Annotated in this window: 22 protein-coding genes; 6 read left to right on the top strand and 16 right to left on the bottom strand. The window is 38.6% G+C overall.

Annotated elements, in window-relative coordinates; all coding sequences use genetic code 11:
* The first annotated feature begins 71 nt into the window (after window positions 1-71).
* A complete protein-coding gene (locus tag LC455_RS10665) occupies window positions 72-908 on the top strand; it encodes an SDR family oxidoreductase (protein WP_223590656.1) in 837 nt (278 codons plus the stop codon).
* A gap of 33 nt (window positions 909-941) precedes the next feature.
* On the opposite strand, the gene pdxR is transcribed toward LC455_RS10665, so the two are convergent.
* The 7 genes from pdxR to LC455_RS10700 all read right to left on the bottom strand — a co-directional run bounded on the left by pdxR (window position 942) and on the right by LC455_RS10700 (window position 6,688).
* On the bottom strand, window positions 942-2,345 hold the full coding sequence (gene pdxR / locus LC455_RS10670) for a MocR-like pyridoxine biosynthesis transcription factor PdxR (RefSeq protein WP_223590658.1): 1,404 nt from the start codon (window positions 2,343-2,345) through the stop codon (window positions 942-944).
* An 82-nt stretch (window positions 2,346-2,427) separates the two neighbouring features.
* Window positions 2,428-2,967, bottom strand: a complete 540-nt coding sequence (locus tag LC455_RS10675; RefSeq protein WP_223590660.1) for an NADPH-dependent FMN reductase — start codon at window positions 2,965-2,967, stop codon at window positions 2,428-2,430.
* A 99-nt stretch (window positions 2,968-3,066) separates the two neighbouring features.
* Window positions 3,067-3,240 (bottom strand): hypothetical protein, encoded by a 174-nt coding sequence (locus LC455_RS10680; protein WP_223590662.1) that lies wholly within the window; start codon window positions 3,238-3,240, stop codon window positions 3,067-3,069.
* Window positions 3,241-3,359: 119 nt separating this feature from the next.
* Window positions 3,360-3,845, bottom strand: a complete 486-nt coding sequence (locus LC455_RS10685; RefSeq protein WP_223590665.1) for an endolytic transglycosylase MltG — start codon at window positions 3,843-3,845, stop codon at window positions 3,360-3,362.
* Window positions 3,835-4,215 (bottom strand): hypothetical protein, encoded by a 381-nt coding sequence (locus LC455_RS10690; protein WP_223590669.1) that lies wholly within the window; start codon window positions 4,213-4,215, stop codon window positions 3,835-3,837. Before LC455_RS10690 ends, LC455_RS10685 begins: the two co-directional genes overlap by 11 nt.
* A gap of 167 nt (window positions 4,216-4,382) precedes the next feature.
* A complete protein-coding gene (locus tag LC455_RS10695; RefSeq protein ID WP_223590671.1) occupies window positions 4,383-5,315 on the bottom strand; it encodes an aldo/keto reductase in 933 nt (310 codons plus the stop codon).
* Between the two features lie 71 nt (window positions 5,316-5,386).
* On the bottom strand, window positions 5,387-6,688 hold the full coding sequence (locus tag LC455_RS10700) for an MFS transporter (protein ID WP_223590672.1): 1,302 nt from the start codon (window positions 6,686-6,688) through the stop codon (window positions 5,387-5,389).
* A 361-nt stretch (window positions 6,689-7,049) separates the two neighbouring features.
* On the opposite strand from LC455_RS10700, the gene LC455_RS10705 reads away from it, so the two are divergent.
* Both LC455_RS10705 and LC455_RS10710 read left to right on the top strand, forming a co-directional pair.
* A complete protein-coding gene (locus LC455_RS10705; protein ID WP_223590674.1) occupies window positions 7,050-8,060 on the top strand; it encodes a 2-oxoacid:acceptor oxidoreductase family protein in 1,011 nt (336 codons plus the stop codon).
* Window positions 8,061-8,078: 18 nt separating this feature from the next.
* Window positions 8,079-10,391, top strand: a complete 2,313-nt coding sequence (locus LC455_RS10710; RefSeq protein WP_223590676.1) for a thiamine pyrophosphate-dependent enzyme — start codon at window positions 8,079-8,081, stop codon at window positions 10,389-10,391.
* A 33-nt stretch (window positions 10,392-10,424) separates the two neighbouring features.
* Here the strand turns inward: LC455_RS10710 and LC455_RS10715 are convergent, their stop codons facing one another.
* Window positions 10,425-10,925: a hypothetical protein gene (locus LC455_RS10715; protein WP_223590678.1), complete on the bottom strand. Its 501-nt coding sequence runs from the start codon at window positions 10,923-10,925 to the stop codon at window positions 10,425-10,427.
* Between the two features lie 173 nt (window positions 10,926-11,098).
* On the bottom strand, window positions 11,099-11,659 hold the full coding sequence (locus LC455_RS10720) for a methyltransferase domain-containing protein (RefSeq protein WP_223590680.1): 561 nt from the start codon (window positions 11,657-11,659) through the stop codon (window positions 11,099-11,101).
* A gap of 212 nt (window positions 11,660-11,871) precedes the next feature.
* Here LC455_RS10720 and LC455_RS10725 point away from each other — a divergent pair, with 212 nt between their 5' ends.
* On the top strand, window positions 11,872-12,093 hold the full coding sequence (locus LC455_RS10725; protein ID WP_223590681.1) for a hypothetical protein: 222 nt from the start codon (window positions 11,872-11,874) through the stop codon (window positions 12,091-12,093).
* Between the two features lie 45 nt (window positions 12,094-12,138).
* Here LC455_RS10725 and LC455_RS10730 read toward each other — a convergent pair whose 3' ends face one another.
* Window positions 12,139-12,921, bottom strand: coding sequence for an arylamine N-acetyltransferase family protein (locus LC455_RS10730; RefSeq protein ID WP_223590684.1), 783 nt, complete (start codon window positions 12,919-12,921; stop codon window positions 12,139-12,141).
* A 247-nt stretch (window positions 12,922-13,168) separates the two neighbouring features.
* Between LC455_RS10730 and serC the strand changes: the two genes are divergently transcribed.
* A complete protein-coding gene (serC, locus tag LC455_RS10735) occupies window positions 13,169-14,266 on the top strand; it encodes a 3-phosphoserine/phosphohydroxythreonine transaminase (protein ID WP_223590687.1) in 1,098 nt (365 codons plus the stop codon).
* 54 nt (window positions 14,267-14,320) lie between these two features.
* Here serC and LC455_RS10740 read toward each other — a convergent pair whose 3' ends face one another.
* The gene (locus LC455_RS10740; protein ID WP_223590689.1) at window positions 14,321-15,253 is read right to left on the bottom strand and encodes a ketopantoate reductase family protein; all 933 of its coding nucleotides are present in this window, start codon (window positions 15,251-15,253) and stop codon (window positions 14,321-14,323) included.
* Between the two features lie 150 nt (window positions 15,254-15,403).
* Here LC455_RS10740 and LC455_RS10745 point away from each other — a divergent pair, with 150 nt between their 5' ends.
* The gene (locus LC455_RS10745; protein ID WP_223590692.1) at window positions 15,404-16,171 is read left to right on the top strand and encodes a DUF5995 family protein; all 768 of its coding nucleotides are present in this window, start codon (window positions 15,404-15,406) and stop codon (window positions 16,169-16,171) included.
* A gap of 73 nt (window positions 16,172-16,244) precedes the next feature.
* Here the strand turns inward: LC455_RS10745 and LC455_RS10750 are convergent, their stop codons facing one another.
* The 5 genes from LC455_RS10750 to LC455_RS10770 all read right to left on the bottom strand — a co-directional run bounded on the left by LC455_RS10750 (window position 16,245) and on the right by LC455_RS10770 (window position 19,872).
* Window positions 16,245-16,523, bottom strand: a complete 279-nt coding sequence (locus tag LC455_RS10750) for a hypothetical protein (protein ID WP_223590694.1) — start codon at window positions 16,521-16,523, stop codon at window positions 16,245-16,247.
* Between the two features lie 211 nt (window positions 16,524-16,734).
* Window positions 16,735-17,259 carry a cupin domain-containing protein gene (locus LC455_RS10755; protein ID WP_223590697.1) on the bottom strand — a complete coding sequence of 175 codons (525 nt, stop codon included), beginning with the start codon at window positions 17,257-17,259 and terminating at the stop codon, window positions 16,735-16,737.
* A gap of 116 nt (window positions 17,260-17,375) precedes the next feature.
* Window positions 17,376-17,807 (bottom strand): SRPBCC family protein, encoded by a 432-nt coding sequence (locus tag LC455_RS10760; protein ID WP_223590699.1) that lies wholly within the window; start codon window positions 17,805-17,807, stop codon window positions 17,376-17,378.
* A 226-nt stretch (window positions 17,808-18,033) separates the two neighbouring features.
* Complete coding sequence (locus tag LC455_RS10765; protein WP_223590701.1) at window positions 18,034-18,744, bottom strand: YwaF family protein; 711 nt, start codon at window positions 18,742-18,744, stop codon at window positions 18,034-18,036.
* Window positions 18,745-18,921: 177 nt separating this feature from the next.
* Window positions 18,922-19,872, bottom strand: coding sequence for a ribose-phosphate diphosphokinase (locus LC455_RS10770; RefSeq protein WP_223590702.1), 951 nt, complete (start codon window positions 19,870-19,872; stop codon window positions 18,922-18,924).
* Window positions 19,873-19,971 lie beyond the last annotated feature (99 nt).

A 19,971-nucleotide genomic window follows, 5' to 3' on the forward strand; every position in this document is an offset into this window, starting at 1 on the left:
AATTTTTTCTATACAACCATAAGCGTGATAAGTTTTAATAAAAGAAAAGATATATATAAAAGGAGTAATACATGAGAAGAAAGACTGCAATCGTTACAGGGTCCTCTAGCGGCTTTGGTTTATTATGTGCAATTGAACTTGCACTTGAGGGATTTTCGGTACTTGCAACTATGAGAGATGTCAAAAAAGCAAAACCATTGTTAGACTTGGCAAAAGATAAGAATGTATCAGAATACATTAATATTGAACCACTAGACGTTACTTCATCCGTGTCAATTAACCAGTTTAAGACCCTGCTATCAAGCTATCCTTCAGTAGATGTTCTAGTAAACAATGCGGGGTTCGCACTTGGAGGCTTTAGCGAAGAGCTATCGATTGAAGAATATCGACAGCAATTTGAAACCAACTTTTTCGGTGTCATTGCGGTGACTAATGCAGTGCTTCCATTTATGCGAGCAAAAAGGGCAGGTAGAATTATCAATATGAGCAGTATTAGCGGCCGAATGGGATTTCCGGGACTGTCCGCTTATTCAGGCTCCAAGCACGCACTTGAAGGATATAGTGAAAGCTTAAGGCTTGAGCTGAAACCATTTGGTATCGATGTCTCCTTAATCGAGCCCGGTTCATATCAAACGAATATTTGGTCTAGCGTTGATCTGATGGAAATCAAGGCGGATTCCCCGTACTTTTCCTATATGAAGAGTCTTCTAAATGAAATTGAAAGCGGCAAAACATCTCATGGAAATCCATTAGAAGTTGCGAGACTAGCTGCCCAAATTGCGTCACAGCCAAAATCGCCTAAGCTCCGATATCCAATCGGGAAAGAAGTTAAGAAAAATCTTTTTCTAAAAAATATCCTAGGGTGGGAACTTATTGAAGCGGCCATTTTAAAAACACTAAAACAATAATATTTCCCCCTGTTAACCAGGGGGCTTTGTCTGTCAAAGCTTCCACGCATTTTTTAACAACCGAATCCCTTTATCAATCTCATACTCTGATAAACCACCAAAACCCAAAATAACTTGGGACCCATCGACTGAACTTAACTCATAGTCATATGTCGACAAAGGGTATACTTTTACTCCTAGATTCATAGCCGAAGAAATTAACTCTTTTTCAAGCATATTATTTTTCACATCCAAAACAATATGAAGTCCGGCATTTTCCCCAATTATTTGAGCCTTCTCCCCTAAATGTTTTTTTATAGCTGCCATTAATGCAGCCTGTTTATTTCGGTATAGCGTTCTCATTTTGTTTAAATGCCTCTGCCAATGTCCATCCTTCATAAAATGATAAAGGGTATTTTGATGAAGCCGCGAGACTGTCTGCTTATAAATGGTAAAGCGCTCTTCATATTTCGAAAGAAGGGCCGCTGGCAAAACCATATAGCTTATTCGAATGGATGGAATCAAGGACTTTGAAAATGTACCTAAATAAACGACTCTTCCATTTGGATCCAACCCCTGCAACGAGGGGATTGGCTTGCCTTTATACCGATATTCACCGTCATAATCATCTTCAATAATATAACCGCACTGCTCTTCTACCCATTTTAACAATTCTATTCTCCGCTTTATCGGCATGACCATTCCAAATGGGAATTGATGTGATGGTGTCACATAGGCTATAGTGGCACTACTTTCTTTTAATTCTTTAAGATTGATCCCACTTTCATCTAGCGAAATGGGAAGCGTACTGACGCCTAAATCCTGTAAGACCACTCTTGTTCGATGGAAACCAGGATTCTCGAGTGCACAGGTGTTTTCTCGCCCAATTAACAAACATAATAACCCCATGAGAACCTGTGTACCTGCACCAATAATAATTTGATCAGGTGAGCACCTAACACCCCTCGATGCAAAAAGTTGTATGGCAATTTGTTCCCGTAAAAGCCTTTCCCCTTTAGGATCGCCGTTATTAAATATCTCTTTTTGATCGTCATACAAAGCTTGCATCGTTAATTTTCGCCAGATAGAAAATGGAAAATGAACTAAATCGACCCTGCCCGAATTGAAATCAATCTTAACATTCGTCTCTGAGGGCTCCTTTTTCACTTCTAAGTGAGTTGGATATTTTTGAATAGAAAAAATGTTTTCATCAAATGGTGCTACAAATATCCCTTTCCGTGGTTTACTTTCCACAAACCCTTCCGCACATAACTGATCGTAGGCAGCTTGAATAGTATTTAGACTTAACCCCAGGTAATGGGATAAATTTCGTTTTGACGGCAATTTGGCCGTCGGTTTGATTCTACCTGATAAAATTTCCTGTTTCACATAATTAGATAATTGCAGGTATAACGGTTTATCGCTTTTATAATCTAAAACAGGTGTTAGTTCAAGCAAATTATATCTCCTGCCTTTGAAAAAGGTGCCTGACCTCCGTTGCGTTAATACATTAAAGCATTGGGGTCAGGCACCTTAATTTTTATTCTGATATAAAATCAACAAACCGGTCAGTTACATCATCGATAAATTTAAGTGTAGCTTCATCCGCTAACCTTCCAGTTGCATCATCAAATTTAGCAGAAGCTTGATTAATAAGTATTTCGTTGCCCACCGGCGGCAAAAGCTTTACTTGCAAAGCCGTTAAGATTTGACGCAAATGAAGCTGTGCACGAAGTGTTCCCATTAAACCTGTCGCTGCACCAGCCGTCATAACAGGTTTTCCGACTAGTACTTTATCAACACGGGATAACCAGTCAAGTGCATTTTTCAATACACCAGGAATTGACCAGTTATATTCAGGAGTAATGATGATGACTCCGTCAGCCTCTTTTACCTTTCTTTTAAAAACAGTAACTGATTCAGATGGATTCAATTCTGTATCCTGATCATAATGCGGCAGCTGGCCAATATCTAGAATTTCCAAATCAAATTTTTGGGCATGTCTCTCTTGAATAGTGCTAGCTAGCTGCCTATTATAAGAACCTTTCCTCAAACTACCTACAATCGCTACAATTTTCATTTGCCTGTACACACCTTTTTGTTATGTAATAATAATGATTATAGGGATAATATTTAGAAAGTTCAAAAAAACTGCCTCAAAGTGTTTTGGATTAGAATTTTACTCGGTAAACAGAATTTTGATTTCATTTTCGGCCTCGACCAACCTGCCAAATCGATATCCCTCAATTAATACTTTTCGTTCATGATCACTTAACTGACGCCCCCATTTGGATTCTAAATAGAAAATGACCTCGTTATAAGAAATGTCCGAATAATTAAAAGGTTCGTTCATGTTATCATCTCCCTCCTTTTCCTAATTACAGTCTTAACAGATTTAGTTTTTTTATTTTTTCTATAAGAAAAAAGTGCGAAGGACAACGCTATTTCCGTTGTTCTTCGCACTTTTTTAAATTACTTAAAAATAGTTCCGACAATTTGGTCGTAAGTCATATTACTATCTACCACAAATGTACCAGGACGCAATTTGTTCATTAGCCCTCTTTTCTCAATATCTTTGGAGAAGTTGAAGGCATTTGGGACCAATCCTGCTTTAACTAGCATATTGCCGACGTCTATGCTGGTCATACCTTCTGATACATTCACTATTAATTTCGTGACTGCTTTAGTCGACTTGGCGTCTTCAGCAGGAGTTTGTTTTTGTGTTGCTGTCTTTGCATCTTTCACGCTCTTGTCATATTCAGCTTTCGTTTGAATAACATAGCCGGCGGCTGCCAGCTTTTCTTTCATTTCTTTTTCAGATAAAGTGTGGATTTGGATTTCAGCTGGTTTGGCAGATGCTTTCGCGACTTTACTGTTATCAGTAAAGTAAACAGTACCACATATAGCTGTCGTAATAAGAATTCCGGCTGCAAAGCTGCTTAATAAGTTAATTCTCATTGGCAACTTTTCTCCCTTCATCCTTTAATCCCTGATAAGGGGCAACGATCTTTTCGATGTCACTGACGGACACTTGTTTCATTTCTGCAATGCTTTCCAATGAATAATTGCGACTAAATAAATCCAGTACTTCACGCTTAAGAACTATTTCCTCAGAAGTGAGTTGAACCCCTGCTTCTTTCATCAAGACTACATTGTCAAGCTCAAGATTGCGTATGGACTCCTGTAAAGAATTAATTTCTTTCATCGTAGATATATGAATCAAATCAATTTGATTATGTTCTACCTTTGCAGCACGTGTAGATTTTAAAATAGAAAAGATTAATAAGAATGCGGATATCACAAACAATCCGGCTAAAGTCCATTCCATTTAAATATTCCTCCTTGTAGTAATAACAAGTTTTTATTATACAGCCAAAATATTAATTTATTGTTACAAAACGCAAAAATGCGTAAAAAGTCGGAGGAAATTGGCAAATTGAGGGGAAATAGAAAAAAGTGGGGATTGCCCCCACTTTTGAAATAGATATTTAATTATTAGGAAAAAATCCGATCAATAGCTTGAATTTCTTGAGCAGTCAGCTGAACTTCTAAGGTTTTTAGATTATGAAGCACTTGTTCTGCCCGCTTGGCACCTGGAATTATGACATCAATGGCTTCCCTGGTTAAATACCAAGCTAGGATGACATGAGATACTTCCACACCTTTTGCCAAAGCAATTTGACGAACCTGCTCTATTTTTCCCAGATTCTGTTGATACCTTTCACCCTGGAAATTCGGTCTCTTTTGATTCTTTTCACTTATTTCGGTTGTTTTGTCATATTTACCGGTCAATAATCCCGAAGCTAGCGGGTAGAACGGAACAAAGGAAATCTGGTGCTCTATCATGTAAGGAAATAAAGCTTCCTCTGCCTGGCGGCTCAAGAGGTTATACTCCCCTTGAAATACATCAACATAGCCATCTTTATTAGCTTCTTTTAACTGTTCCATCGAAAAATTCGATACACCAATCGCTCGGATTTTTCCTTCATCCTTCAATTGCTTCAATGCCCCGACCGCTTCATCCTTCGGCGTATCATTATCAGGAAAATGAATATAAAATAAATCGATGTAATCCGTCTGCAGGAGTTTTAAACTGTCTTCGACGGATTGCCTTAAAAAGGCAGGTGAGTTGTCCAGCACAATATCTTTCCCGACAAATTTATGAGCGGCTTTGGAGGCGATGACAATATCTGAACGATTTCCCCTTTCTTTTACCACTTCACCAATAATTTCTTCAGAGCGGCCGATACCATAGATGAATGCTGTATCTAAGAAGTTAATTCCATATGCTAGACCTGCACGGACTAAATCTCTGCCAGCTTCCTCATCGAGGTTTGGAAATAAGTTATGTCCTCCTACAGCATTGGTTCCGAGTCCAATAGGATTAACATATAAATCTGTCTTACCGATCCGGGTTTGCTTCGCCATTTACTAATCATCTCCTTTTGCCTTCATAATAACAAACAGAAACAAAGAAAATAAATGATTTAGCTTTGCCTTTAATTTTTAGAACGTTTAGACCAGATCACGACTGGGATAAGCAGAAGTGAAAGGAAGCCTCCGGCCAGAGAAAGTGTAGTATAACTGGATTGTGCTACAACAATTCCTGAAAGTGCTCCCCCTGATGCCCCTGATAAAGCAATGAAGACATCTATTGTCCCTTGGGTCTTTGCACGGGTAGACGGATGTGTGGCATCCACGATGAGTGCGGTCCCACTTATTAATCCAAAGTTCCAGCCAAGTCCAAGCAAAGCAAGGGCAATGACTAGGAGCATCATGGAATCGGAAGGTGCACTCGCAGCGAGAACGCCAGCCGCAAGGAGAGTGGCTCCGGAAGCGATAGCCATCGCAGTACGTCCTATCTTATCTACTAGAATACCAGTTACCAATGATGGCAGGTACATGGCGCCAATATGGATGCCAATAACCAGTCCTACTTCACTCAAGCCATGTCCATGGTGCTTCATTTGAACAGGTGTCATAGTCATAATCGCAACCATTACCATTTGGGTTAATATCATGATGGCAGCCCCTACCACAATGCCCCGATTTTTTATTTTTCCATTATTGCTATTCTCAACAAAAATATGCTCTTCATCTGTTCTTTTCACAGCTCTTATGACTTTCGCGACTTCAAGGGGATCTGGGCGAAGAAAAGCTGCAAGCACCAAACCAGCGAGAAGAAAAGCAGCAGCGCCTAAAATAAAGGGGCCGGCTAAGGCAGGAACACCGATTGATTCAGAAAACCGGCCCATGACACCTACTAAATTGGGACCTGCTACCGCACCAAACGTGGTCGATACCAATGCTATACTGATGGCAGTTGCCCGCTGTGAACTGGTGGCCAAGTCGGAACCTGCATAGCGCGCTTGCAGGTTCGAAGCGCTACCAGCTCCATAGATTAGGAGAGAAAAAAATAGCAGAAAGACATTATGGGTTAATGCTGCTAGGATTACGCCAATTGCACCCAAACCACCAGTCATGAATCCCGCCGCAAGTCCCGTTCGGCGTCCAAAACGTTGGGAGAGCCTCCCTACAATGAGTGCAGCCCCAGCAGAACCTAAAGTTAATAAGAACGCCGGAACCCCTGCAAAACTATCCGAACCTAGCATGTCCTGTGCCAGGAGGGCTCCCACAGTAATGCCTGCTGCAAGTCCGGCTCCTCCAAAAATTTGGGAAATAACTACGATTATCAAAGTCCGTTTATATAATTGCCTTTGCTTTTCGGGAGAATCAATGTAACTTTGTAACCAGGCCGGATGACTCTCTAAAGCTTTGGATTCATCAGAATATTGATTCATCACTTGTCCGCCTTTCTTAGGAATTCTTATTCTTTATACACCTCCTATTATATTACATTAAAAGAGGAGAAAATCAGTTTTTGAATGGTCTTCTTATTTTTAGAAATAGGCCTTGGAACGGCGGTGTTGTTATACAACAAACACCTTCTGTACTATATCAAGTCAAACATATTTATGTGACCAAATCTTTACTAAATACTTATAACCCCAACAAAATCACCATTATTACACCATGCAATTTTTCTATTATAAAAAACTGTTGTATCTGTTTTTATAACCTGTTACAATAAAAGATGTAATTTATTGAAAATTTTTAAAATTCTAATTGTTAATTCGGTTTATACAGATGGGAGGAATACTATTGTCAAAATTGCCGAAAATCAATGAATTAGGCTTCTTTGAAATCCGCCTCGAATCCATTGGAGGCTTAGGAGCTAATTTGGCGGGAAAAATGCTATCCGAGGACGGCGTTGTTGGAAACGGACTGAATGGAGTCGGTTTTTCATCATACGGATCTGAGAAAAAAGGCTCCCCTGTCAAAGCGCACATTCGTTTTTGTGACCCTGATACCAATATTCGTGACACCACTCCCATAGAACGACCTCATGTTGTTGGCATTTTCCATGATGCCCTTTTTAAAACCATCGATTGCACAAGCGGGATCTATCCCGACAGCACCATCTTAGTGAATTCTCAAAAATCCCCTGACGAACTAAAAAAGCTAATGAAAATATCTGGTGGAACCATTGCCATTATAGATGCTACAGGAATCGCTTTGGAGGAACAAACAAAAGCGAACACTGCCATGCTCGGTGCGCTTTACCGGATTCTGGATTTCTTAGACCCAGAGTCCATGAGACAGACCATTCGGCGAACATTCGAGAAGAAGTATCCTCACTTAGTCGAACCAAATATCCTCACCTTTAACAGAGGGTATAATGAAGTCGAATTTAGAACCTATGAACTTGATGAAAGGGAAGAACCAAAACCATTTAAAAGACCAGTACCGCTCCTCGGATATAAGACTCAGGCCATTGGCGGGATGATTACAAATCCAGGAAACAGTATTTTAAAGGATTTAAGCATATCACGTGCCGGAATGCTCCCGCACTTTCATGAAGAAAAATGCATTAATTGCGCAGCATGCGATACGGCCTGCCCCGACTTTTGCTTTGTTTGGGAAGAAAAGGAAGATAAACGAGGCCGCGCCCAAATGTTCCTTCAAGGGATTGACTACCAATATTGCAAGGGTTGTTTGAAATGCGTACATGCTTGTCCTGTTGAAGCACTTACAGGAGAAAGGGAATATAATGACGGTTATGCTGATAAGAACCGTGTACCGCATTTGTTTGATTTGGCGATTCGAAATTAAGGAAAGGGCGGGATTTTCATGTCCATTGAAGTAAACCAAGAAAATTTACCTGTTCCAAAAGGGACAGTTGAACAAAGTGTTGTTTTTGAATCAGGCAATGAAATGGCCGCCTATGCAGCCCACCAAATTAACTATCATGTGATGGGATACTATCCAATCTCTCCTTCCACTGAGGTTGCCCAGTTCCTTGATGGGATGAAAGCAAAAGGGGAACATGATATCGTGTTGATTCCTGCTGATGGAGAACACGGCTCAGCCGGAATCTGTTACGGAGCTTCAACTGGAGGGGGTCGAGTTTTTAACGCAACAAGTGCCAATGGATTTCTATATATGTTAGAGCAGCTGCCTGTTCAGTCCGGAACCCGTTTTCCAATGGTGTTGAATTTAGTCAACCGCTCAGTTTCCGGACCGTTAAATATTCATGGAGATCATTCTGATTTATATTTTGCTTTGAATACCGGCTGGCCCATCTTGATGGCCCGTGATCCACAAATTGTTTATGATATGAACATTATCGCCATTAAACTAGCTGAAGATGCTGAAGTCAGACTGCCTGTCATCGTTTCTTTCGACGGTTATTTCACCTCCCATCAAAAACGGCGGGTCCAAGTTGTAAAAAATAGAGCGGATGTCCAGAAATTTATCGGTGAGCCTCCAAGGAACTTCCCTCATGCATTAGATCGGGAAAATCCGGTGACCATCGGTCCATATATGAATGAACCGGACTATATTAATAATTGTTTTCAACAATCTGAAGCGATGTATAATGCGGAACATGTCTTTGAAGTCATTTCAAAAGAATATGCGCAATTAACAGGGCGGGAATATCCAGTACTTGATTTATATCGCATGGAGGATGCTGAAGTAGCTGTATTTATGTTAAATTCAGCTGCCGAGGTTTGTAAAGATGTAGCCGACAAGCTTCGTCTACAAGGTATCAAAGCAGGGGTCATCTCCCCTAATATGATTCGTCCTTTTCCGCAAAAGAAATTGGCAGAAGCATTGAAAAATGTGAAAGCGGTAACAGTAGGAGACCGTGCAGACTCCTACGGAGCACACGGTGGAAATATGGCATTGGAATTAAGAGCTGCCCTGCAAACAGTTGGAAATGCTCATACAAAAGTAGTTAACCGTGTTTACGGATTAGGCGGCAAAGATTTTTATGCCGATGACGCTGAACAGTTTTTCCATTTAGCTCTGGACGCTGCTCATAAAGGACATGTGGAAAAGAGTTTTGACTATTTTGGGCACAATCCGGGAGCCCCTGAATTTGCACCGAAACGAGTATTAAATCCAATGAAAAAAGAAGATTTGAATACTGGTTTAATTATCGTTACTCCTGATGAAACTACCGGAGAACTTAAAGTGAAAATTCCGCCGATGCGCAGCCTAACAAAAAAACCAAAACGATTGGCTTCTGGACATGGAGCGTGCCCTGGCTGCGGAATTTTCTCTGGGTTAGAGCTATTTTTCAAAGGGATTGAAGGAGATATTGTAGCCTTATTCCATACCGGATGTGCCATGGTCGTAACGACTGGTTTTCCTTATAGTTCTCATAAAGCGACTTACATCCATAATTTATTCCAAAATGGTTCTGCAACTCTTTCTGGTCTTGTGGAAATGTTTCATGAACGAAAAAGGCGCGGTGAATTTGCTGAACTCGGCCTGAGTGATGACTTTACCTTTGTAATGGTTACTGGTGACGGTGGAATGGATATTGGCATGGGCCCTGCCATTGGTACAGCCCTAAGAAACCATAAAATGATCATCCTTGAATATGATAATGAAGGCTACATGAACACAGGCAGCCAGCTATCCTACTCGACTCCAATGGGGCATATGACAAGTACCTCAAGTGTAGGCACGTTCCAAAAAGGCAAGCCGTTCCATCATAAAGATACCGCCCAAATTATGGCCGCCACTCATATTCCATATGTATTTACCGGAACTGAAGCGTTTGACCGCGACCTATTAATGAAAGCCGCAAAGGCTCAGTGGTATGCCCAAAATGAAGGATTGGTTTACGGCAAAATATTAATAACCTGCCCATTGAATTGGAAGTCTAAGGACGAATTAGGCCAGACAATCGTGGAGGCTGCCGTGAATTCCTGTTTCTTCCCTCTCTATGAAGTAGAACGAGGAATTACAACCATCACTTATGACCCTGAGGCTAAAAATAAACGGTTAAATGTTACCGAATGGTTGAAGCTGATGGGAAAAACGAAACATATGTTATCAGAGGACAGCAAAGACATGCTGCAAATGTTTGATGATGAGGTCGAGCGCCGCTGGATGAGGCTCAAAGCTAAGCACGAAAGTCCTTATCTATAATTCTATTAATAAAAGCTGAAGTCTAACCGGGCTTCAGCTTTTGTTTACATTTCTATATTTTTCAATCCATTCTTTAAACATTTCATTTAAAGCTCCCTTTTTTTGACTTTTCAACCATTCCACTTGATCGATTGGGAGCTTTAATTTTAAACTAACTTCTTCAATCGGCATTTCAACTTTCCTGATTTCCTCTAACGTGATTCCTTCTTCGATATTTGGAAACCAAGCATCATTTTCGTTCACCTTATTGAAATCTTCATATTCATGAATGTCATCGAGCTCACAAAATAAATTAAGCTGCGGCAGACCTCCTGAAAAGACTTTTACATGCATAATGGAATTTATGATTCTTCCATCCTCCAACTCTATTTCAATAATAAGGTTCTCTAACTTTTTATATTTTTTCACAGTAACCTCACTGACAATCAGATCTAACTCTAAAGTGATTCCTGTGCTTGATTCAAAAAGATAAATGGCACTTTTAAACACATGAATACTTTCACCATCGATTATTACTGTTTTAACACTCACCATAAACTGTTCCCCCACACAGATGTTTCAACGGATTTATATTCGATACTATCATGTATTTTAAATTAAAAAAAGCCATCATTCGATGACTTAATGATTATTTTTAAAGCATTAATATCTTTCAAAACCAGTGAACACAGACGGTCACATGTTTATGTTCCAACGGAAAAATGTATTTAATATTTTTTACAGAATATTGTCTGTCGTCCCTCTTTTTCATTTTCTTCAAAAAAGACTACCTTCCAATCGCCAAATTCTGCTAACAATTCTTTTGATTTAAGCTTATATTGATTGGATACTCCCTGATTTTCATCCAGAGGAGACTGATAAAAGGTTTCCATAAAGAAATATCCACCTTCTCTTATGAGGTTCTTAACAATGGGGAATAAGGAGCGATCTAGGTAATAAGAAATAACTATTAAATCATAAGGGCTGTTAGGCCAATTTAAATTATTCAAATTCGTTAGATCGGTCACCTGGGACTGCAACTTAAGATTATTTTTTACAGAATAATCTTGAATATAGTTGATAGCGACATCCGAAATATCCATTGCCGCAACGCAATAATTCATTTGCGCTAGGAAGAAACTGTTACCACCTAAACCACAAGCCATATCAAGTGCAGTGCCTCCTGAAAGATAGGGAGACATGTTCTTTAATCTTGGATTAGGAGCAGGCCCCTTCAGCTGTTCTATTCTTTCTTTATGCTTCGAATTCCATTTTATTATTGTGTCCATTTAAAAACTCCTAATTTAGGATAAATATAAAAAACTATTTCTGGTCACGATTTTTTTTCGTGACCATTTTTACTGTTCCCTCCTTTTCAAGACCACAAAATATCTATTAATTAAAACGGTTATAGGTTGGTCTAAATCTCCTTCTTATTCAATATTTATAAGGAGAAGTTAATTTCCTATAAAAAATCCGAATAATAAAGGAGAGTTCAAAGGTGGTTGTTATTCATTTTTTAGAAAATAAATCTATCGTTTTAAGTCAGCTGCGATCAACTATTCCTTCGGTCGATGAGCCGATAAAAATAAAAGGAAAAAAAGGAAAAGTTGTCGACATTAAGAAAATTGATGAAAGAGTCATTCATGTATACGTAGAATTTGAAAAAGTTGTGGTTAAAAATCAACCCGCTGCAAAAGAAGTCAAAAACAAAAAAAGATAAGTTATATGTTATTAAAGCCAGCGAGTTCATACAAGCTGGCTTTACTTATGATTGAATCCCAAAACGGTCCTTAACTAATTCTTTGAATCTATTTTTATCAATTTCCTGTTTAGTAACTTTACCATCATCCCATTCGGTAAAAGAAGTATCCGTTAAAATCATATTCCCTCTATCCGTTATCCTTGTAATTAATGGCTTCTTGTTAAAAGGGGATTCCGGGTGCTCTATGATGATTTTTTGTACCTCATTTAAATTAGATATATCTTTAATTATATTCTTGGAATCAAAAGTATATCCTAATTTCCAATCTTTGTCTTTATGCTTTAATTTCATAAATAAAACATAATCTCCGTGATCATTATTAAATCTCTCAATTCTAAATTCGCCATTACCAGAGGTGACAACCTCACCCGTGAATGGTACAGGTTTTAACGGTAAATTGCCTCCAAAACCAGTATCAATTAGATATTGTTCCCCATTGTGGGTGATGACAACGGCCACGTGTGTCCTCCCAAATGTATTCCATCTCTGACCAATTTGGTCATATACCACTCCACGAACAATGTTTGCCTTAAAACCATTTTCAACTAAAAATAAGTAAAGGATGGAATTTAGGTCATAGCAAAGCCCGCCTTCGTTTTTATCGATTATTTTGCTTATTAAATTCTCTCTTGTAATTTCAGTTGTCTTTTTCCCGATGATACACAAATTTTCAAAAGGGATTGATTTAGCAGTCTTGTCTAAGACAAGATCCAATTTTTCAAAAGTAATGACTTCCTTCTCTGGCAAACCGATTCTGTTCCGAAATTGAAGATTAAAATCACTCATTGCTCATCTCTCCCTAAAAAATCAAATATTGGGGCAAGTACTCTTAATAAATTTCCCGTTTTATAAAAATATTTTAATTTATCTAATGGTTTGGCTTCAACTTTGTGACTTTTTTAGCCATAATATTAAAGTCTTAATTAACCATTTAAAAAAAATTCAAAATTTTTTTCAAAAATTTTCACTTTAAAAAACATAAAATTCGAAAAACATGTTATATTCAAGTAAATTAAAAATTGGAGTGAGAAAAATGAAACTACAAGTTAATCGAACTTATAATTTTAATGCAGGTCCATCCGCTCTGCCAATTTCCGTTTTAGAAAAAGCTCAACAGGAATTGATTGATTTTAGAGGAACTGGAATGTCTGTAATGGAACTTAGCCACCGCAGTAAACCTTATGAGGAGGTACATAATCAGGCAATCAACAGTTTACGAGAGTTATTATCGATTCCCGACAATTATGAAGTACTTTTCCTGCAAGGAGGAGCGAGCCTTCAATTTTCAATGATTCCTATGAATTTTTTATCAGCAGGAAAACAAGCCGCATATGTCATGACAGGTTCGTGGTCTGAGAAAGCATTCACAGAGGCTAAATTATTTGGTGAAGTTTACCATGCAGCTTCAACGAAAGAAGGCAACTACCGAAGCATTCCAAAGGTTGAAGAATTGCAGTATAAACATGACGATGCTTATTTGCATATAACATCTAACAATACTATTTACGGCACACAATGGAAGGAATATCCAACAACAGGAGAAGTTCCATTAATCGCAGACATGTCTAGTGATATTCTTTCAAAGCCGATCGATGTCAGCAAGTTTGCCCTTATTTATGCTGGTGCACAGAAAAACTTAGGCCCGTCTGGTGTGACCGTGGTCATTATTCGCAAGGATTTGCTTGCTCAAGCAAACACAAACATCCCAACCATGTTAAAGTACGGTACACATGCAAAGAACAATTCCTTGTATAACACACCGCCAACCTTTGGCATTTACATGCTTGGAGAAGTCCTAAACTGGGCTCGGGAGTTAGGCGGATTAAAGGCTATTTCTGAACTGAATGACAAAAAAGCGAATCTAATTTATGATGCAATCGACTTAAGTGATGGTTTTTATATTGGCCATGCTGAAAAAGACAGCCGTTCTCTCATGAACATAACATTTAATTTAAAAACCGAAGAATTAGAAAAGCGTTTCTTAGCTCAGGCAAAACAAGAAGGATTTGTCGGAGTTAACGGCCATCGCTCTATTGGTGGATGCCGCGTATCGACTTACAATGCCGTGCCATTTGAAGCAAGCCAGGCTTTCAGTGAGTTTATGTTACAATTCCAAAAGGAAAATAATTAGAATAAATGAACTGACCCCATTAGCAGCATTGCTATGGGGTCATACTGTTTACTTTTAATTGAAATTCTTTTCAAATTGACTTTCCATTAATTTAATCCGGTTATACAATTCGTTATTTACGGGAGTAGATAGTCCGTATTTTGCAGCTAATTTTAATACAGTTCCTGAAAATAATTCGACTTCGCTTGGGCGTCTGGCTTCAATGTCTTGAGCCATGGATGGTTTTCCATCAGGACTAAGTGTTCCTAAAACGCTTAACCAATAATCTAAATCGGCTTCAGTTAAATGAATTCCTTCTTTTTCAGATAAAACAATGACCTCTCGCATTGCTGCAATCATCATCTCTCTTGCTTGCCCTTCTCTTTGAATCGTCCCGTAATTGCCTTCGTGAACAGCTACTGTTTGATTAACTCCCACATTTAACATAAACTTGCCCCATTGTCTAATAGCCATATTGGTATCGACCTCATATGGGAAGCATGTTTTTTCAAAAAATGCTTCCAGTCCCTTGACCTTTTCAGATTTCAAATCTGGTTCACGTTCTCCGAAGCAGATCATCCCCATATGATCGTAAGTGAGTTGATTGCCTACCTTTACGGCATCCATCCCTTGGGCCACACAATACAAAATTTTATCCATCCCATAGGCTTCGCCAATTATAGCTTCACTTGTAATCCCATTTAAAGCTGATAAAATGATGGTTTCCTCACCAACATGATTCTTCACGGCATGAATGGCATCTTTCAACCCATCATTTTTAACAGTAAAAATAAGTAAATCGGCTGGCTCAGTTACTTCTTCGGGAGTAAGATAAGTGAAATCAAAGCGCTCTCCATTGCAATAGACCCCTTCAGCTTGATATTTCTTTATCCGCTTTTCATCTGCGATGATTCGTAAATCTGCTTTAGGCAGCTTCTTGGCTAAATGATGTCCAAATAAAATCCCTAAAGCACCTAATCCAATAATCGATATTTTATTAATCTCCATACAAACTAAGTTCCCTTCTAACTTTTCTTAGTTTAATAGTAACATAATTATCAGAATCTTATGTTTTAATGAAATTCTTTTTTCCATCATAGGTATGGTACAGGTAAGAATTTTTATACTTTGAGTCTTGTACTTTGGGGAGGAAATTAAATGGAATTAGTAAGTAATAAGCCAATTGATTCTATAAATCAAGTAATTGATATGATGACTGAAGAACTCGATATTTTTCAAAAATGTGGTGACCACCGGGTTGTCTTTCATCGTGTGTATTTATTAATGACCAAGGAAATGAAACGACGGCTATCATCTGACTTTTTCGAAGACCCTGTTTGGATGGAGCGCGTATTAGTTGGGTTTGCTCATTATTATTTCAATGCAGTAAATTCATATAAAATAGGACTTCCTTGTCCTCCGGCTTGGGATCTGGCTTTCCGTCAAGCTTCTAAAAAACAAGGCTTTGTCCTGCAGGACGCATTACTTGGCATTAATGCTCACATAAATAGCGACCTGCCGATGGTCATGTATAATATATTGAATGAAGAGAGCGCCTGGCCTGATGCTCGGAGGATGCTCCACCGACGCCAAGATCATGAGCGGATTAACAAAGTACTGACTGATTTAATGGATCTTGTTCAAGATGAATTATCGTATTATTATGCCCGCTTTATCCGTGTCATTGATTATGTGATGGGCCGCAAAGATGAATCACTCTCCTCACTGATTATGGCTCACAGTCGATCGAATGTATGGTACAATACGGAACTGCTTCTAAACGCTTCTGATGAAGAACATCGCGATAAACAGCGACGCCTTATTGAAAAGGATGCCCTCTCAATCGGCCTTAAAGTTTCTAACGCACTCCCCTTTAAAATAACAAAATTTATCGCACCGCTGACAAGAAGAAATCGTTGGTTTTAATTCATAATCACTCCTTCTCCATTTCTTTTAGGAGCGGGCTTTTTTTGACATATCCCCGTAACTTTTAGCCTGTTTATGATTCAACGAACGAGCTGTTGAATAATAAAATAGGTAAAAGGCGGGTGATAACTGTGACGGGAGCGTTCATACTCATCGCTTTTGGGTTATTCTTTCTTCTGTTAGGATGGATCTTTTGGGGAATGGAAGAAGATAATGGAGAAACATTCTGGGAAGCTTTATTAGTGACATTGTCGAATATTTTTTCAGATTTTCTTCTTACAAGTTTTCGAACAGTTGCTTTGATATTTTGGACCATTGGCATTTTAGTAGTGGTAGTTGGCCTTATTTCCATAAAACACCCTGAAATCTTAAATACACTCTTACATCGATGAATCTTTGTTAAAGTTTGCCCGGCTTCAACTACACTAACAATTTTCGTCGAACTATGCCAATCAACATAACATCCTTTAACGATGATGAAAAAATGCCAGCCCTTATTATTGTTAAAAGGCTTGGCATTTTTTATTATCAACTGGCAATGGTTACTGTGAAAGTCTGTCAAATCATATTTGGGGAATCTGTTTGTAGGCTAGCTTTGGGATGATTTCCTGATGCTGCGGATATTTTGCCAAAAGTTCCTCTTGTGTAAAAAGTTCAAAATCCACAAAATCAAATCCTGGTGAAACCATACAGCCGACCAATGAGTATGCATCATTATCCTTTATTGAGGAGCCAAAGATTGAATTCTTAGGAACCAAAGCTTGGAGGACTTCTCCCTCCTCTAAATTCAAGCCCAATTTTATTTCTTTATATTCGCCATTTTCATGAATGACGTGGATGGTCAACGAACTGCCTGTATGAAAATACCACAATTCATCTGATTTCAACCGATGAAAATGGGACACATTTTCAGACGTAAGAAGAAAATAAATGCTAGTATAAAGCTTTCGTTTCCCCTCGAATTGAACGGTTAATTCATGATCGGAAACTTGTTCCCCAGATTCATAAGTACGTTTGTAAAAACCCCCTTCTGGATGAGGTTCGAGTCCCAGCTTTGTTACCCAATAATCAACTCCATGAATTTTCATCGCAAAAGTCCTTTCCTTTTTATGTACAAAAAAATAAATCCACCAAAATAAACTATACCAAATACATCATATTTAAAGGAGCTTGGATGACCAAGCTCCTTTAATCCTTTTGTAGTTTACATATTTGTTTGTTCTGCATATTTTTTAAAATTATCTAAGATGGCTTGCCAGCCCTGCTGCTGCATTTCAATTGGATTCATGGTTTCGGCATCAAAGGTTTCAATGATTTCGGTTTCGTTGCCTTGACCTTTAAAAGTGATATTGACTTTTCTCCCATCACCTAAAGTATAGGAAATACTCTCATTTAATTTTACCTCATCATAAGTACCGCCAAAATCAAATCCAAAGCTGCCATCTTTCGCTTCCATTCTGGAAGAGAACTTCCCGCCAGCCCTTAAATCATTCTCAGCATGTGTCGTATGCCAGTCATCAGAGGCTTGGTTCCATTTTGTAATATGTACTGGTTCTGTCCAATATTCCCACACTTTCTCTACAGGCGCCTGGACCGTTGCTTTTACCGTTACTTTCGCATTATTCGTTGTTTCCAATTCATTTTCCGCCTCTCTGAATATCCTTAAATTCACAATAGCTAGCACCACAAGTTGCATAAATCTATTATACTAACCATTCATTGTAACCGCAACCAATAATGTCCACCCCAAACGGACATTCGAGGAGAATTGTCCATGAACGGTGCCTGACACCATGATGGAAATATCCCTTCCTTCACAAGAATAATCATTGATTCTATAGGCTAAGAAGGGATATTTTCATTTAGTTCATTTTATCATTGACTCTTAAATTCTTATTTTCCCTTTTTAGCAAAATGCCCATGGGAATATAAGTGATAATACACACCATAAATGCGACAATTTCTAAATGAATATAATACATAATCCCGCTGCCGAAATAGGTTAGGATTGTTTCCGTTTCCGATGGATTCGCTATAAAAAAAAAGTTCGTACCAAGCAATTTGTTCAAGAAAAATATAGGTACGGCGATGAGGTTGATAGTTAAAAAGCTTGATAAAATGGCTTTTCTAGGAACTCTGTAACCCTCAAATAGGATAAAATACATGACGGCTAATGGAATGGCTGAATGACGAAGGAAATATCTTATAAACCGGAAATGGGGAAATTGGTGGACAATATCTGGTGAAATCATACTTAATATCGGTGGAAGCAACCCTATAAAAAATAACAAATTAAATGCTTTTTGGCTTCTTTTGAAATATAGGTACAGAGCGAGATAGGTACTTAGGGAACAGATATGCAATGGAAGATCGCTAAGCTCATATTCATGAATTAAAATTAAATACAATTGAATGGATAACTCACCAAATAGCAACAACGCAAATACTGTCCATTTTATCATTTCTTGGTACGGCTTAAGCTTTTTTCTGTAATACACGAAAGCAAAAAATGTAGTAAAAAAGATGATTAACGTAACAATATGGGGCATGGAAAACAACGTGAAATCCCGCATTCCAGTAACAGAAAAAATGATTTCATCACCTCATTCTGCCAATAAGATCTGTTTAACTCCATTATATTCAACAACAAAAAATCAAGTTACGATTTTATTTGTTGAAAGGAATGGATAAATTTTCAAAAAAATAGAGCGGTCACCTAAAAAGGAACCGCCCTAAAAACATTATTAAACTTATTCAAATAAAGGTGTGACTGCTTTTTCATTGTGAACACGGTCAATCGCTTCTACCAACAAAGGCGCAACGGATAAAGCAGTAATTTTACTAATCCTCTTTTCTTCTGGGAGCGCAATCGTATTTGTTACCACTAATTCCTCGATAGGTGAATTTTCTATTCTCTCAATTGCCGGACCGGAGAAAACAGGGTGAGTACAGCAAGCAAAGACCGCTTTTGCCCCCTTCTCCTTTAAAGCCTTTGCACCTGAAGTAATGGTTCCGGCTGTGTCAATTAAATCATCAATAATAATCGCATTTTTCCCCTCGATATTTCCAATAATGTTCATGATTTCGGACACATCATGTTCTGGCCGTCTGCGATCAATTAAGGCAAGCGGAACATTTAACAGCGTCGCCATTTTTCTCGCTCTAACTACTCCGCCATTATGCGGAGCCACAATGACGATATCATCTAATTCTTTTTTCTCAAAATACTCGGAAAGGATTGGAATGCCTGTTAGATGTTCAACCGGGATATCAAAAAATCCTTGAGTTTGTACAGCATGAAAGTCTAAGGTAATGACCCTGTTCGCTCCGGCAGTTTCTAAAAGATTGGCAATTAATTTCGCAGTAATTGGCTCTCGGGATCTCGCTTTTCGATCCTGACGTGCATAGCTATAGTAAGGCATAACAACGTTAATAGTTCGGGTCGAAGCTCTCTTCAAGGCATCAATCATGATAAGAAGCTCCATAATATGCTCATTATTAGGCTCGGAAGTGGATTGTACAAGAAACACGTCACTTCCCCGCACACTTTCCTCGATGCTTATTTGGATTTCTCCATCAGCAAATCGTTTTACGGAGCATCTCCCCAGCTCACAACTCAGAAGCTGAGCCATCTCACTAGCCAATTCACGATTTGAATTTAATGAAAACATTTTAAAACTCTGTTTAAGTTGATAAGACACCTTAAATCCTCCATGCTCGTTATTTATCATTATTAATCTTGTCCATTTTTCTATTTTACATGAATGAGAGCCTAAGCGACACCATTTAACTCTGCCAAT

The sequence above is a fragment of the Neobacillus bataviensis genome (assembly GCF_019969725.1).

Bases quoted from the DNA above. Each gene is read 5' to 3' on its own strand.
- LC455_RS10750 (WP_223590694.1), bottom strand. From the start codon at position 16,523: ATGGAAATAAGGCCAACTACCACTACTAAAATGCCAATGGTCCAAAAT.
- LC455_RS10745 (WP_223590692.1), top strand. From the start codon at position 15,404: ATGGAATTAGTAAGTAATAAGCCAATTGATTCTATAAATCAAGTAATT.
- LC455_RS10710 (WP_223590676.1), top strand. From the start codon at position 8,079: ATGTCCATTGAAGTAAACCAAGAAAATTTACCTGTTCCAAAAGGGACA.
- LC455_RS10665 (WP_223590656.1), top strand. From the start codon at position 72: ATGAGAAGAAAGACTGCAATCGTTACAGGGTCCTCTAGCGGCTTTGGT.
- LC455_RS10685 (WP_223590665.1), bottom strand. From the start codon at position 3,845: ATGAGAATTAACTTATTAAGCAGCTTTGCAGCCGGAATTCTTATTACG.
- LC455_RS10715 (WP_223590678.1), bottom strand. From the start codon at position 10,925: ATGGTGAGTGTTAAAACAGTAATAATCGATGGTGAAAGTATTCATGTG.
- LC455_RS10755 (WP_223590697.1), bottom strand. From the start codon at position 17,259: ATGAAAATTCATGGAGTTGATTATTGGGTAACAAAGCTGGGACTCGAA.
- LC455_RS10740 (WP_223590689.1), bottom strand. From the start codon at position 15,253: ATGGAGATTAATAAAATATCGATTATTGGATTAGGTGCTTTAGGGATT.
- LC455_RS10680 (WP_223590662.1), bottom strand. From the start codon at position 3,240: ATGAACGAACCTTTTAATTATTCGGACATTTCTTATAACGAGGTCATT.
- LC455_RS10690 (WP_223590669.1), bottom strand. From the start codon at position 4,215: ATGGAATGGACTTTAGCCGGATTGTTTGTGATATCCGCATTCTTATTA.
- LC455_RS10695 (WP_223590671.1), bottom strand. From the start codon at position 5,315: ATGGCGAAGCAAACCCGGATCGGTAAGACAGATTTATATGTTAATCCT.
- LC455_RS10765 (WP_223590701.1), bottom strand. From the start codon at position 18,744: ATGCGGGATTTCACGTTGTTTTCCATGCCCCATATTGTTACGTTAATC.
- LC455_RS10675 (WP_223590660.1), bottom strand. From the start codon at position 2,967: ATGAAAATTGTAGCGATTGTAGGTAGTTTGAGGAAAGGTTCTTATAAT.
- LC455_RS10720 (WP_223590680.1), bottom strand. From the start codon at position 11,659: ATGGACACAATAATAAAATGGAATTCGAAGCATAAAGAAAGAATAGAA.
- LC455_RS10700 (WP_223590672.1), bottom strand. From the start codon at position 6,688: ATGAATCAATATTCTGATGAATCCAAAGCTTTAGAGAGTCATCCGGCC.
- serC (WP_223590687.1), top strand. From the start codon at position 13,169: ATGAAACTACAAGTTAATCGAACTTATAATTTTAATGCAGGTCCATCC.
- LC455_RS10730 (WP_223590684.1), bottom strand. From the start codon at position 12,921: ATGAGTGATTTTAATCTTCAATTTCGGAACAGAATCGGTTTGCCAGAG.